This window comes from Ralstonia sp. UNC404CL21Col (assembly GCF_000620465.1).
Lineage (GTDB): Bacteria > Pseudomonadota > Gammaproteobacteria > Burkholderiales > Burkholderiaceae > Ralstonia > Ralstonia flatus.
The window spans coordinates 1,236,001-1,249,132 of the sequence record NZ_JIBE01000003.1 but is presented as its reverse complement, the minus strand read 5'-3'; the positions used below and the strand labels follow the sequence as shown (position 1 = coordinate 1,249,132).

Annotated in this window: 11 protein-coding genes; 6 read left to right on the top strand and 5 right to left on the bottom strand. The window is 66.9% G+C overall.

The window, feature by feature from the left end:
* Positions 1 to 146: 146 nt before the first annotated feature.
* Together N511_RS0105985 and N511_RS0105980 are read right to left on the bottom strand one after the other, a co-directional pair.
* Positions 147 to 1,130 (bottom strand): NAD(P)H-dependent flavin oxidoreductase, encoded by a 984-nt coding sequence (locus tag N511_RS0105985; protein WP_027678460.1) that lies wholly within the window; start codon positions 1,128 to 1,130, stop codon positions 147 to 149.
* A 100-nt stretch (positions 1,131 to 1,230) separates the two neighbouring features.
* Entirely contained in the window at positions 1,231 to 1,779 is a 549-nt protein-coding gene (locus tag N511_RS0105980) for a type 1 glutamine amidotransferase domain-containing protein (protein ID WP_027678459.1), read from the bottom strand.
* Positions 1,780 to 1,916: 137 nt separating this feature from the next.
* Here N511_RS0105980 and N511_RS0105975 point away from each other — a divergent pair, with 137 nt between their 5' ends.
* Positions 1,917 to 2,843: an alpha/beta fold hydrolase gene (locus tag N511_RS0105975; protein WP_027678458.1), complete on the top strand. Its 927-nt coding sequence runs from the start codon at positions 1,917 to 1,919 to the stop codon at positions 2,841 to 2,843.
* A gap of 19 nt (positions 2,844 to 2,862) precedes the next feature.
* Here the strand turns inward: N511_RS0105975 and N511_RS0105970 are convergent, their stop codons facing one another.
* Genes N511_RS0105970 through N511_RS0105960 form a run of 3 tightly spaced genes read right to left on the bottom strand, consistent with a single transcriptional unit; the run spans position 2,863 to position 6,586 of the window.
* The gene (locus N511_RS0105970) at positions 2,863 to 3,546 is read right to left on the bottom strand and encodes a Fe2+-dependent dioxygenase (RefSeq protein WP_027678457.1); all 684 of its coding nucleotides are present in this window, start codon (positions 3,544 to 3,546) and stop codon (positions 2,863 to 2,865) included.
* On the bottom strand, positions 3,537 to 4,307 hold the full coding sequence (locus N511_RS0105965; RefSeq protein WP_027678456.1) for a tetratricopeptide repeat protein: 771 nt from the start codon (positions 4,305 to 4,307) through the stop codon (positions 3,537 to 3,539). Before N511_RS0105965 ends, N511_RS0105970 begins: the two co-directional genes overlap by 10 nt.
* Positions 4,307 to 6,586: a TonB-dependent receptor gene (locus N511_RS0105960; protein WP_027678455.1), complete on the bottom strand. Its 2,280-nt coding sequence runs from the start codon at positions 6,584 to 6,586 to the stop codon at positions 4,307 to 4,309. The genes N511_RS0105965 and N511_RS0105960 overlap by 1 nt, the downstream gene beginning before the upstream one ends.
* Positions 6,587 to 6,865: 279 nt before the next feature.
* On the opposite strand from N511_RS0105960, the gene N511_RS0105955 reads away from it, so the two are divergent.
* The 5 genes from N511_RS0105955 to N511_RS0105935 are packed head-to-tail and all read left to right on the top strand — an operon-like array spanning position 6,866 to position 13,122.
* Positions 6,866 to 7,639, top strand: coding sequence for an enoyl-CoA hydratase/isomerase family protein (locus N511_RS0105955; RefSeq protein ID WP_197032036.1), 774 nt, complete (start codon positions 6,866 to 6,868; stop codon positions 7,637 to 7,639).
* A 1-nt stretch (position 7,640) separates the two neighbouring features.
* Positions 7,641 to 9,413, top strand: a complete 1,773-nt coding sequence (locus N511_RS0105950; protein ID WP_027678453.1) for an acyclic terpene utilization AtuA family protein — start codon at positions 7,641 to 7,643, stop codon at positions 9,411 to 9,413.
* 14 nt (positions 9,414 to 9,427) lie between these two features.
* A complete protein-coding gene (locus tag N511_RS0105945) occupies positions 9,428 to 10,582 on the top strand; it encodes an acyl-CoA dehydrogenase family protein (protein WP_027678452.1) in 1,155 nt (384 codons plus the stop codon).
* 46 nt (positions 10,583 to 10,628) lie between these two features.
* Entirely contained in the window at positions 10,629 to 11,516 is an 888-nt protein-coding gene (locus N511_RS0105940; RefSeq protein WP_027678451.1) for an SDR family oxidoreductase, read from the top strand.
* Positions 11,503 to 13,122: an acyl-CoA carboxylase subunit beta gene (locus tag N511_RS0105935; protein WP_027678450.1), complete on the top strand. Its 1,620-nt coding sequence runs from the start codon at positions 11,503 to 11,505 to the stop codon at positions 13,120 to 13,122. The genes N511_RS0105940 and N511_RS0105935 overlap by 14 nt, the downstream gene beginning before the upstream one ends.
* Positions 13,123 to 13,132 lie beyond the last annotated feature (10 nt).

Genomic DNA, 13,132 nt, shown 5'->3' with positions numbered 1-13,132 from the left:
GGATGCTTGCGCATACGGTTGCGCGGTGGCCGATCCTGCAGCCCCGCGCATGTCGTGTCATGAATCTTTGGAATGTAGAAGCGCCGCCAGCGCAAGTCAATTGAAGTGCAGCGGGGCACGCACGCATGGCTTGGCGCAGGCGCGTTTCACAGGCGCAGGTGCAGCGCGAGACGCAACTTTGCAGCGTCGTACTCGGCTTTCATGCGCGCCACGATTTCGGCGGCGGGCGGCAGATCGGCAATCTGCCCGACACCCTGGCCGGCTCCCCAGATGTCTTTCCAGGCCTTGGCGCGCGAACTGCCGTCGCCAAAATTCATCTTCGATTTGTCAGCTTCGGGCAGGGCCGCCGGGTCCAGGCCGGCCAGTTCGATGCTTTCGCGGATGTAGTTGCCGTGCACGCCGGTAAAGAGGTTGGTGTAGACAATGTCCGACGCGGCCGCGCGCACGATGGCTTGCTTGTAGCTTTCGGCCGCGTGGGCTTCCTGGCTGGCGATGAAGCGCGTGCCGATATAGGCAAGGTCGGCGCCCATGGCCTGCGCAGCGAGGATGGCATCGCCCGTGGCGATTGCGCCCGACAGCGCGATCGGCCCGTCGAAGATGCGCCGCACCTCGCCAACGAGCGCGAACGGCGAGAGCGTTCCGGCATGCCCGCCCGCGCCGGCGGCGACCAGAATCAGGCCGTCGACGCCGGCTTCCAACGCCTTTTCGGCATGGCGCAGATTGATCACGTCGTGCAGCACGATGCCGCCGTAGCTGTGCACGGCATCGAGGATTTCCTTGACCGGCGCACGCAGCGACGTGATGAAGATCGGCACCTTGTGCTTGACGCACGTGGCCACGTCCTGCTCCAGCCGCGCGTTTGAGTGGTGCACGATTTGATTGACGGCGATCGGCCCCACCACCTTGTCCGGATGCGCGGTGCGGTACGCCGCCAGTTCCGCGTTCATCTGCGTGAGCCAGTCGTCCAGCACCTCCGCCGGGCGCGCATTGAGCGCTGGAAACGCCCCGACGATGCCGGCCTTGCATTGCGCCAACACCAGTTCCGGATAGCTGACGATGAACATCGGTGACCCGATCACGGGCAGCGTCAGGTGCTGCAGTGCGGGCGGCAGATGCTTGGCGGCGGGCATGGCGTCTCCTGGTTTGGCAAACCGGCACAACAGGGCAGAGCATGTCGTTCGATTATAGGAACGATCCCACACCCCGCCGTGCGCGGTCCACCCACCGGGCTCAGACGTGGGCGTGCTGCGCGAGCAGTTCGATGAAGGTGCGGTTGAAGGCGGGCAGGTCATCGGGTTTGCGGCTGCTGACCCAGTTGCGGTCGGTCACCACCTCACGGTCGACCCACAGGCCGCCGGCATTGCGGATGTCGTCCTGCAGCGTCGGCCAGCTCGTCAGCGTGCGCCCTCGCACCAGTCCGGCAGACACCATCAGCCACGGCCCGTGGCAGATCACGGCGATGGGCTTTTGCGCGCGCTCGAACGCTTTCACGAATGCCTGTGCGGCCGGCACGACGCGCAGTGCGTCGGCGTTGAAGACGCCGCCGGGCAGCACCAGGCCGTCGAAGTCGTCTGCCTTGGCCTGGTCCAGCGTCAGGTCCACTTTGAACGTATCGCCCTTGTCGGCGTGGTTCAGGCCCGTCACGCTGGGGCCTTTCGGCGCAATGATGCTGACCGTGGCACCGGCGCCTTCCAGCGCCTGCTTGGGGCTGGCCAGCTCGGCCTGCTCGAACAGGTCGTCGACGAGAATGGCGATGCGCATGTCATGCAATGGGGTCATGGCGAACTCCTTGTCAGGGGAAATCAAAAGAAGAAAACGGCAGTGGAGGGTTCCGCAACGCGCGTGCCCGCTCTGCGCTAGCATGCGGAGCATTCGCCACGCATCACTTCAACCACGACCGATCACCGGAGACCCGCATGACCACGCCGCTTTCCATCGATGCCGCCACCGCTGCCGCAGATGCCGCGCTGTTTCCCGGCTTTCGTCCGTTCCGCCAGATGGCCAACGGGGTGGAGATCGCGGGGGTGATCGGCGGGAGCGGCCCGCCGCTGCTGTTGCTGCATGGCCATCCGCAAAGCCATGTGATCTGGCATAAGGTGGCGCGCGAGCTGGCGCACGATTACACGGTCGTTGCGACCGATCTGCGCGGCTATGGCGCCTCGTCCAAACCGGCCGGAAGCGCCCGGCATGCGGAATACAGCAAGCGCACCATGGCGCAGGACCAGGTGGAGGTGATGCGCGCGCTCGGTTTTGGCCGCTTCCGGCTGTGTGCGCATGACCGCGGGGCGCGGGTGGCGCATCGCCTGTGTGTCGATCATCCCCTCCACGTCGAGCGCGCCATGCTGCTCGACATCGCCCCCACGCTGGCGATGTACGAAAACACCGACATGGCGTTTGCGTCTGCCTACTGGCATTGGTTCTTCCTGATCCAGCCGTCGCCGTTTCCAGAGACGCTGATCAACGCCACGCCCGATTTCTACATCGGCAAACTGATGGGCCTGCGCCACGCGGGGCTGGAACCGTTCGCACCCGAAGCGATGGCGACCTACGCCGCTGCCATGCGCGAACCGGCGTGCGTGCACGCCATGTGCGAGGACTACCGTGCCGCCGCCACCATCGACCTCGAACATGATCGCGCCGACCGCGACGCAGGCAAGCGCGTGAGCGTGCCGCTGCGTGTGCTGTGGGGCGAGCACGGCGTGATCCAACGGTGCTTCAAGCCGCTGGAGTTGTGGAAAGCCGTGGCGGACGACGTGAGCGGCGGCACGGTGCCATGCGGGCATTACGTGCCGGAAGAGGCGCCGGAAGCGCTGCTCAAGGAGATGCGCGCGTACTTCGCCTGAGGCGGCCTGAGGCGGCTGTCTACGCTTCAGCCCATTCGCGCAGCAGGTTGTGATACGTCCCCGTCAGCGCAATGACGGACGAATCGTCCTGCCCCAGCAACCCCATCAGCCGCTGCAGTTCCGTATCCATCTGGAACAGCAGCGTGCGATGCGCATCGCTGCGCACCATGCTCTGCAGCCAGAAGAACGAGCACACGCGCGCACCGCGCGTCACCGGCGTCACGCGGTGCAGGCTGCTGCTGGGGTAGAGCACCATGTCGCCGGCTGCGAGCTTGACGCGGTGTTCGCCGAATGTGTCGTCGATGATGAGTTCGCCGCCGTCGTAGTCTTCGGGCTCGCTCAGGAACAGCGTGCAGGAGAGGTCGCTGCGGATACGGAAATCCGTGCCGCGCAGATGCCGCACGGCGTTGTCGACGTGGTTGCCGAAGGTCTGGCCGCCCGCGTAGCGGTTGAACAGCGGCGGAAAGACCTTGAGCGGCAACGCGGCCGAAAAGAACAGCGTATTGGCAGACAGCGCATCCTGAATCAAGGTGCCGACCTTGCGCGCAGCCGGCGAGCCTTCGGGCAGCTGCATGTTGTGCTTCACCTGGCCGGACTGCGCGCCGGCCGTGACCTTGCCGTCTACCCACTCGGCAGCGTCGATCGTGGCGCGGCAGTGCGCGACCTGTTCCTTCGTGAGGACGGCGGGAATCTTCAGCAACATGGCGATGGGGTGTTCAGCACGCAGGCCAGCGCACGCAGACGCGCATCGGGATGGCCGGCGAGAAAGTCATGCGCCTTCGCGAGGAAGGCGGGTGTGGCGGTGCGCGGCACGGCTTGCATCCAGGTGAGGGCCTCGTCCGGGCGGTTGGCGAGTGCGAGCAGGCGCGCTGCGTTGAACTGGCCGCGGAAGTCGCCGCCCTCTGCGGCACGCACATAGCAGCGCAGGGCCATCGCGGGATCGGCCTCGACCTCCCAGCCGTCTTCATAGAAGCCGCCCAGCACGTTGATCGACTTGGCGTGCCCTTGCGCGGCCGCGGCCTGAAAGAGCGCAAACGCGCGGGCGCGGTCCGCCGGGATGCCGCGCCCGAGTTGCAACTGCGTCGCGTAGTTGTACTGACCCCAGTCGAGGCCGGCATCGGCGGCGCGGGCGTACCAGTGCGTGGCGGTCTTGTCGCAGGCGGGCGTGCCCCAGCCGTGCTCATAGCAGCGGCCCAGCATGTTGGCGGCCATCGCGTGGCCAGACAGGGCGGCTGTTTTGAACCAGAACAGCGCTTCGCCGGGGTTGCGTTTAACACCGCGGCCATCGAGCAGCCATTGGCCGAAGATGGCCTGCGCTTCCGTGTGCCCGCGCTGGGCGGCTGCCGCCAGCCAGCGCGCGGCGCGGTCGGCGGGGCCGGTCAGCACGGCGTGGATGGCATCGACCACCGCCGCGTCGGCTGTGGCGGCGACAGCGGCTGTGGCGGTTGCAGCGTCAGCCGGCATCAGTAGCGGATGCCCAGCGTCAGGATGGCCGTGCGGCCCGGTGCCAGCGATGCGTAGTGCGATGCATACGCCTGGTTGAAGTACACCTTGTCGAACACGTTCTGCACATTCAGCTGCAGGGTGGTGTGCTTGTCGATGCGGTACGCGGCCATGGCGTCAAAGCGCCAGTAGGCCGGCACCCACTTCGGGTTGGCGGGGTTGGCGCTGCCCCACACCTTCGAGACGTAGTACGCGCCGCCGCCCAGGGTGAGTTTCGGCATCGGCTGATACGTCGTCCACAGGCTGAAGCTGTTCTTCGGCGTGTTGGGGAAGGCCGTACCGTTGGTGCCGCCAAAGGCTGCGCCCGCGCCGCCGTTGTTGCGCAGCTCGCTCTTCAGATACGTGTAACCGCCGAACACCTGCCAGCGGTTGGTCAGCGCGCCCGACCAGCCCAGCTCGAAGCCATCGACGCGCTTGTTGCCCGCCATGGCGGCGGTGCCGTCCTGCTGCACGATGCGGGCGTTGGTCGTCTCGATCCGGAAGATCGCGGCCGTCAGTGCCAGCTTGCTGTCGAGCACGTGCCACTTGGTGCCGAGTTCGTAGGCGCGGTTCTTTTCCGGAGCGAGCACGTCGCCGCGATTGCCCGAGCGGTCCGGCGTGAGCGCGCTGGTATCGGCGCCCTGGCCCGCCACCGACCCCGATGGTGTCGACGATGTGCCGTACGCCAGATAGATGCTGCCGTTCTGCGCAGGCTTGAACACCAGGCCGAGCTGATAGTTCAGCAGGTTGTCATCGCGCGAGAAGCTCGAACGCACGCCTTGCGCATTCGCCGACGTGGTGGCCGATGCCGAATAGCGATCAAAGCGCAGCCCGCCGTTGACTTGCCACCGCGGCGACAGCTCGATCGTGTCGAACACATACGCCGATTGCGTGCGTACGGTCGTCTCTGCCGGATTGTTGCTGAGCTTGATGCTGCCGGCCCATGGGTCGTTCGGGTTTGGGTTGAAGAGATCCGCGCAGTTGTAGCCGCCCGCCGCGCCGATGCCGTTGGGGCAGCGGTTGCTGCCGGTGGCCACGTTGTAGGTGTCGTTGCGGCTGCGCTCGCGCGAGAACTCCAGGCCCGCCGCGTAGCTGTGCTTGAGGCCGCCGGTGTCGAACTTGCCGGTCGCTTCCGTCTGGTTGGCAACGGTGTTGGCCACCGAATAGCGCGAATTGGTGCGGCGCCAGACCATGCCGTAATAGATGTTGCCCTGGCTGTCGTCGGGCTGCGTCCAGAGGGTGTCCTGGCTGGTGCGGGCGACGCGCGTGGTGTTGCGCAGCTTCAACGCGCTCGACACATCGTGCTCCAGCGTGAAGGTGCCCATGTCGGCGCGGTCGCGGCGGAAGTCGCGCGACAGGCCGTAATAGACATTGCGGTCGACATTCACGGGCGCGCCGTCGCCGGCGGCGAACAGCTGCAGGCGGCCGTCGGTGCGGCGGTTGAACGTGCCGTTGTTGTACGGGATGCCGGTGTCCGGCGTGTCGTTCGATTGCAGGTGGTAGTACGACAGCGTCGCCCGCGTGGGCGTGCCCAGCCCAAAGGCGATGGACGGTGCGATGCCCCAGCGGCTGAAGCTCGTCACGTCGCGGCCGGCAACGGCGGCGTCGTGCGCCATCGCGTTCAGGCGGAACGCCGCGTGTTCGCCGATCTGGTAATTGCCGTCAGCTGTGACACGTTTGTACGCCGCGTTGCCGACTGACAGCGTGCCCTCGGTGAAGTGCTCCAGCTTCGGCGTCTTTGTGACGATGTTGACCGCGCCGCCCGCCGCGCCGCGGCCTTCATACGCGCCCGACGGCCCCTTGATGACTTCCACCGATTCCACGTTGAACATCTCGCGCGATTGCGCACCGATGTCGCGCAGCCCGTCGAGGAAGGTGCTGGCCTGCGCGTCGTAGCCGCGGATGAACGGGCGATCGCCGACGGGGTTGCCGCCTTCGCCGGCGCCAAACGCGATGCCCGGCACCGTGCGCAGCGCCTCGGTGAGCGTGACGGAGCCGGTGCCCTGCAACACCTCTGCGGGGATCACCGTGACGGACTTGGGCGTATCGAGCAGCGGCGCGGTGAATTTGCCGCCCGAGGCCGCATCCGCCTTGAAGCCGTTGGTGCCGGTCACGGTCTGCTCGGGCAGGGTGGCGGATACGGCGTCTTTCTTCGTGTCGGCCAGCGCCGGCGCTGAAGCCACGGCGAAGCTCATTGCGCCGGTCAGGTAACCCACCACCGAATGTTCGGTGCGCTTGCGTTCGATCTGTGCTGCGGACATGACGTGGTGACACTCCCCTGAAAGTTTTCGTCGCATGTTTGTTGTAAATGAGAATTGTTATCGTTTACATGTGAACGAGTCAACGCTCCAGCTGGCGAATGGCTTACGGCCGCAATGGGATCGTCATATAAATCATGGGGTTACGGCGCTCCGGCCGTGCTGTAGAAAATTGTTGAGCGCTGCGACACGCGAACGCTTCCATTTTTTCAATCAAATGATTTAGTATTGCCGGGCAGGTTGTCCAACCGAATTCCCTTTCAAGGCGAGCGTCGCGTGAGCATGGACCCGGAACTCCTCATCGAGCGGCGCGGCCAAGCGCTGTGGCTGACCATTCAGCGCGAAGACCGCCGCAACGCGATCAACGCCGCCGTGCTGCAAGCGCTGACTGCCGCGCTGGCCGACGCCGGCCGTGACGCCGCCGTGCGCGCCGTGGTGCTGACCGGCGCCGGTACGCGCGCCTTCTGTGCGGGGGCCGATCTGCAAAGCGGCCAATCGTTCCGCTTCGACTATTCCGAGCCGCACCAGGCGCTTGCCGATCTGTTTCGCGCGGCGCGTCGCTGCACCGTGCCGCTCGTCGCCCGCGTGAACGGCGCGTGCATGGCGGGCGGCATGGGCTTGCTGGCGATGTGCGATCTGGCGGTGGCCAGCCGCCGCGCCACGTTCGGGCTCCCGGAAGTGAAAGTCGGTCTGTTTCCGGCGCAGGTGCTGGCCGTGCTGCAGCACCAGTTGCCACGTCGCGTGCTCAATGAACTCTGCCTGACGGGCGAACCGATGAACGCAGACCGCGCGCTCGCAGTCGGCCTCGTCAACGAAGTCGCCGAGCCTGAAGCGCTGGATGCAGTAGTCGACGCATTGCTCGCGCGGCTGGTCGACAAATCGCCGTCGGCCATCCGGCGCGGCCTGTACACGCTCAAGCACGTCGAGCAGCTCAGCTTCGAACAGGCCATGGCCTTTACCGAAAGCCAGATCGGCCTGTTTGCACTGACCGAAGACGCGCAGGAAGGCCAGGCCGCCTTTCGCGAAAAGCGCACGCCCAGCTGGACGGGCCGCTGACATGCGCAAGGACACCATTGCCATCGGCGGGGCCAGCGGTTTCTGGGGCGACAGCGTGACCGGGCCGCTGCAGCTGGTGGCCTCCGGCCGCATCGACTTCCTCGTTTTCGATTACCTGGCCGAGCTGACCATGTCGCTGCTGGCCAGCGCCCGCATGAAAAACCCCGAGTTGGGTTACGCCACCGACTTTGTGAGCGTGGCGATGCGCGCGGTGCTCAAGGATGCGCTGGCGCAGAACATCCGCATCATCGCCAACGCGGGCGGCGTGAATCCGCGCGGATGCGCAGCGGCGCTGCAAGCGTTGGCCGCTGAGCTGGGCGTCAGCGTGCGCATTGCCGTTGTGGAGGGCGACGACGTCACGCCGCTGCTGCCCACGCTGCGCGACGAAGGCGTGCGCGAGCTGCAAAGCGGCCGCCCCATGCCCGACAAGGTGGTCAGCGCGAATGCGTATCTCGGCGCATTGCCGATCAAGGCAGCGCTGGATGCCGGCGCGCAGGTTGTCATCACGGGGCGGTGCGTCGACAGCGCCGTCACGCTCGGCGCGTTGATGCACCACTTCGGCTGGGCGATCGACGACTACGATCGACTCGCTGCTGGCAGCCTCGCCGGACACATCCTTGAATGCGGCTGCCAAGGCGCGGGCGGCCTGCACACCGATTGGGAAGCCGTGCCCGACTGGGCGCACAGCGGCTATCCGATCGCTGAATGCCGGGCCGACGGCAGCTTCATCGTCACCAAGCCCGAGGGCACGGGCGGGCTGGTGACGCCCGCGACCGTGGGCGAACAGCTGCTCTACGAAATCGGCGACCCCGCGCGCTATGTGCTGCCCGACGTCGTTTGTGATTTCACACACGTGACGATGACGCAGGCCGGCGAGCATCGCGTCGAAGTGCGCGGCGCACGCGGTCGCGCGCCGACGCCCGATTACAAGGTGAGCGCAACGTATGCCGACGGCTATCGCGCGACGGGTCAGCTCACCGTTGTCGGCATCGATGCCGATCGCAAGGCGCGCCGCACAGCCGAGGCGATTCTGGAGCGCACGCGTGGCCTGTTCCGCCAGCTCGGCCTGCCGGACTACAGCGCAACGCATATCGAGACGCTGGGTTCGGCATATCTGTTCGGGCCGCATCAGCCGGACGCGCCCCGCTTTGAATCGGTGATGTGGCTGGCGGTGACGCATCCGAACAAGGAGGCGTTGGAGTTGTTCGCGCGCGAAATCGCCCCGGCCGGCACGTCGTGGGCGCCCGGCACGACCGGCGCCGGCGGGCGGCCAGGCGTGGTGCCGGCCATCAAGCAATACGCCTTCCTGATCGACAGGGCGCGCGTGCAGCCGCGCGTGACGTTGCTGGGCGGGGAAGGCTTCGACATCGCCGTGCCGACGGGTGGCGCTGCGCTGGAAGCATCCGCTGTTGCGCCGGCATCGGTTGCATGGCCGGCCGGTCCGACGCGGGACGTGCCGCTCGTCGAACTCGCCTACGCGCGCAGCGGCGACAAGGGCGACACCTCCAACATTGGCGTCATCGCGCGTCGGCCTGAAGACCTGCCATTGCTGCGCGCGCAGCTGACCGCAGAGGCCGTCGCCGCGTACCTCGCGCACGTCGTGAAGGGGCGTGTGACGCGCTACGACCTGCCCGGCATCCACGCCCTCCATTTTGTGTGCGAGCAGGCGCTGGGCGGCGGCGGCATGGCGTCGCTGCGCAACGACCCGCTCGGCAAGGGCATGGCGCAGGTGCTGCTGACGATGCCGGTGCGCGTGCCGGTCGACCCCATTTGAACGACGAGGCGATCATGTTCCCAGGCCTGCTGCCGTCTGCGCGTTTCGGCGCCGATCACGATACGTTTCGCGAAACCGTGCGCCGCTTTGTCGACAAGGCCGTGCTGCCGCACATCGATGCATGGGAAGAGGCCGAGACGTTTCCGCGCGCGCTGTATCGCGAGGCGGCCGGCCTTGGCTTGCTCGGCATCGGTTTCCCCGAGGAATACGGCGGCACGCCGGGCGACCTGTTCCTTGAACTGGCGATGATTGAAGAGCTGACGCGCGCGGCCAGCGGTGGCCTGCTCGCTTCGCTGTTCAGTCACACGATCGGCGCGCCGCCCATCGTTGCAGGCGGATCGGCCGAGCTGAAGGCGCGCGTGTTGCCGGCGATTCTGTCGGGCGAGAAGATCAGCGCGCTCGCCATCACCGAACCCTCGGGCGGCTCGGACGTCGCCAACCTCACCACGCGCGCGGTGCGCGACGGCGATCACTACATCGTCAACGGCAGCAAGATCTTCATCACCTCCGGCATGCGCGCCGATTACATCACCGTGGCGGTGCGTACCGGCGCGGCGGGGGCAGGTGGCATCTCCGTGCTGCTGGTGGAGGGCAATACGCCGGGCCTGACGCGCACGCCGCTCAAGAAGATGGGCTGGTGGTGCTCCGACACCGCGCAACTGCATTTCGATGATTGCCGCGTGCCGGTCGGCAACCTGCTTGGCGCAGAAAACCGCGGCTTCGAGCTGGTCATGCGCAACTTCAACCACGAACGCCTTGCGCTCGCGATGCAGGCCTACGGCCTGGCGCGCACGTGCCTGACCGAAGCCGTGGAATGGGCCGCCCAGCGCGAAACCTTCGGCAAGCGCCTCGTTCAGCATCAGGTGGCGCGCCAGAAACTGGTGGCGATGGCCACGCGCATCGAAGCCACGCGCGCCTTGCTTGAAGACCTGATGCGGCGCATGCAAGCCGGCGATGCGCCGGTCGCACAGCTGTGCATGCTGAAGAACTTCGCCACGCAGAGCCTGCAGTTCTGCGCCGACACGGCCGTGCAACTGCTCGGCGGCATGGGCTTCATGCGCGGCACGAAGTCGGAGCGCATCTATCGTGAAGTGAAGGTCTACATGATCGGCGGCGGCGCGGAGGAAGTCCTCAGCGACCTTGCCGCACGCCAGCTCGGCTGGGCCTAAGGGCCTAAGGACCCAACGCGCGCATTCAGCATTCAGGGAGAGAACCATGTATCGCTCAGTCTTTCGACCGGGGCTGTTCCAGGGCCAAGTGGCCGTGGTGACGGGCGGCGGCAGCGGCATCGGCCGGTGCACCGCGCATGAGCTGGCATCGCTGGGCGCGGCCGTTGCGCTGGTGGGGCGCAATGCGGAGAAGCTCGCGGCGGTGCGCACGGAGATCGTCGAAGCCGGCGGCACCGCGCACGCCTACGTCTGCAACATCCGCGACGAGGGCGCCGTGCAAGCGACCGTCGCGCACATCTACGGCGAACACGGCCGCATCGACGCGCTGGTCAACAACGCGGGCGGGCAGTTTCCGGCGCCGCTCAAGGACATTTCGGCCAAGGGCTGGGAAGCCGTCGTGCAGACAAACCTGACGGGCGGCTTCCTGATGGCGCGCGAATGCCTCAACCAGGCGATGCAGCAGCGCGGCGGCGCCATCGTCAACATCGTGGCGGACATGTGGGGCGGCATGCCGAACATGGGTCACTCCGGCGCCGCGCGGGCAGGCATGGTGAACTTGACGGAAACGGCCGCATTCGAGTGGGCGCAGTACGGCGTGCGTGTGAACGCGGTGGCGCCCGGCTACGTGGCGTCGTCGGGCATGGATGCGTATCCGCCGTGGATGGCCGAGACCATCCGCAGCATGCCGTCGACGGTGCCGCTCGGGCGCTTTGCCACCGAGGCGGAAGTGTCCTCGGCGATCGTGTATCTGCTCTCGGAAGCCGCGGCGTTCATCACCGGCACGACGCTGCGCGTGGACGGCGGCCGGCCGAACGTGCGGCCAGGTTCACCGATGCCGGCGCCGCGCCATGGCGCCGAGCCGTTCAACGGTTTTCACCTGGCCGTGACGCCGCACGTGCTGCAAGGCGAGGAGGACCGCAATGCCGGCGCTTGAATCGCGCATCGTGCCGCAGAGCGACGCGTATCGGCAGAACCATGCCGCGCTCGCAGAGCGCGTCGACCAGTTGCGCACGCTGGAGAACCGCACGCGCGACAAGTCCGAAGCCTCGCGCGCGCGCTTCGAGCAACGCGGGCAACTGTTGCCGCGCGACCGGCTGGGCCGCCTGCTCGACGCCGGTGCGCCGTTTCTCGAGCTGTCGACGCTGGCGGGCTTCTGCCTCGATCACACCGACCCCGCGCGCTCCATTCCTGGCGGCGGCTTCATTGCGGGCATCGGCTGGGTGAGCGGCGTGCGCGCGATGATCATCGTCGACGACGCGGGCATCGACGCCGGGGCCGTGCAGCCGATGGGCATCGAGAAGTTCCAGCGCGCGCAGGCCATTGCGCTGGAGCAGAAGCTGCCGTTCATCCACCTCGTCGAATCGGCCGGCGCCAACCTGCTGACGTATCGCGTGGAGACCTTCATCCACGGCGGCAGCGGTTTCTATTGGCTCGCGCGGCTGTCGGCGGCAGGCATTCCGGTGATCAGCGTGGTGCATGGGTCGAGCACGGCCGGCGGCGCCTACATGCCGGGCCTGTCGGACTACGTGGTGATGGTGCGCGACCGGGCGCGCGCGTTCCTCGCCGGGCCGCCGTTGCTGAAAGCGGCCACCGGAGAGATCGCCACCGAAGAGGAACTGGGCGGCGCGGAGATGCACGCCACCACTTCGGGCCTGGCCGAATACCTGGCCGAAGACGATGCCGACGCGCTGCGCATCGCGCGCGAAGTTGTTGCTGCGCTCGACTGGAACCGCGATGTGCCAGCGCCGGACAGGCCATACGCGCCGCCGCGCTTTGATGCGGAAGAACTGCTTGGCATTGCGCTGACCGATCATCGCAAACCGCTCGACATGCGTGAGGTGATTGCACGCATTGCCGATGGGTCGGACTTCCTGGAGTTCAAGCCTGACTACGGCCCCGGCACCGTCACCGGGCACGCGGCCGTCTGCGGCATGCGCGTTGGGGTCATCACGAACAACGGGCCGCTGGACCCGGCGGGCGCCACCAAGGTGGTGCACTTCATCCAGGCGTGCTGCCAGTCGGGCACGCCGCTGCTGTACCTGCAAAACACCACCGGCTTCATCGTCGGCAAGGCGTCGGAGCAGGCCGGCATGATCAAGCATGGCTCGAAGATGATCCAGGCCATGGCCAATGCCACCGTGCCGCGCATCACCGTGCATTGCGGTGCGTCGTTCGGGGCGGGCAACTACGGCATGTCGGGGCGCGGTTTCTTTCCGGATTTCTGCTTCAGCTGGCCCAACGCCAAGACGGCCGTGATGGGCGCAGAGCAGGCCGCCGGCACGATGGCGACGGTGATGGCCGCGAGCATGCAACGCAAGACCCAGACCGTCGACCACGACGCCATCGAAGCGATGCGTGCCAAGGTCATCGACACGTTCGAGCGGCAGTCCGACGCGTTCACCATTTCGGGCCGGCTGCTGGACGACGGCGTGATCGACCCGCGCGATACGCGCAAGGTGCTCGCCTGCGTGCTGTCTGTCTGCGACGAGGCGCGCAGGCGAACGCTGCATCCGATCCAGTTTGGCGTTGCGCGCCCGTAGCGCCATTCCG

Bases quoted from the DNA above. Each gene is read 5' to 3' on its own strand.
- N511_RS0105940 (WP_027678451.1), top strand. From the start codon at position 10,629: ATGTATCGCTCAGTCTTTCGACCGGGGCTGTTCCAGGGCCAAGTGGCC.
- N511_RS0105945 (WP_027678452.1), top strand. From the start codon at position 9,428: ATGTTCCCAGGCCTGCTGCCGTCTGCGCGTTTCGGCGCCGATCACGAT.
- N511_RS0105955 (WP_197032036.1), top strand. From the start codon at position 6,866: ATGGACCCGGAACTCCTCATCGAGCGGCGCGGCCAAGCGCTGTGGCTG.
- N511_RS0105950 (WP_027678453.1), top strand. From the start codon at position 7,641: ATGCGCAAGGACACCATTGCCATCGGCGGGGCCAGCGGTTTCTGGGGC.
- N511_RS0105935 (WP_027678450.1), top strand. From the start codon at position 11,503: ATGCCGGCGCTTGAATCGCGCATCGTGCCGCAGAGCGACGCGTATCGG.
- N511_RS0105985 (WP_027678460.1), bottom strand. From the start codon at position 1,130: ATGCCCGCCGCCAAGCATCTGCCGCCCGCACTGCAGCACCTGACGCTG.
- N511_RS0105965 (WP_027678456.1), bottom strand. From the start codon at position 4,307: ATGCCGGCTGACGCTGCAACCGCCACAGCCGCTGTCGCCGCCACAGCC.
- N511_RS0105970 (WP_027678457.1), bottom strand. From the start codon at position 3,546: ATGTTGCTGAAGATTCCCGCCGTCCTCACGAAGGAACAGGTCGCGCAC.
- N511_RS0105980 (WP_027678459.1), bottom strand. From the start codon at position 1,779: ATGACCCCATTGCATGACATGCGCATCGCCATTCTCGTCGACGACCTG.
- N511_RS0105960 (WP_027678455.1), bottom strand. From the start codon at position 6,586: ATGTCCGCAGCACAGATCGAACGCAAGCGCACCGAACATTCGGTGGTG.
- N511_RS0105975 (WP_027678458.1), top strand. From the start codon at position 1,917: ATGACCACGCCGCTTTCCATCGATGCCGCCACCGCTGCCGCAGATGCC.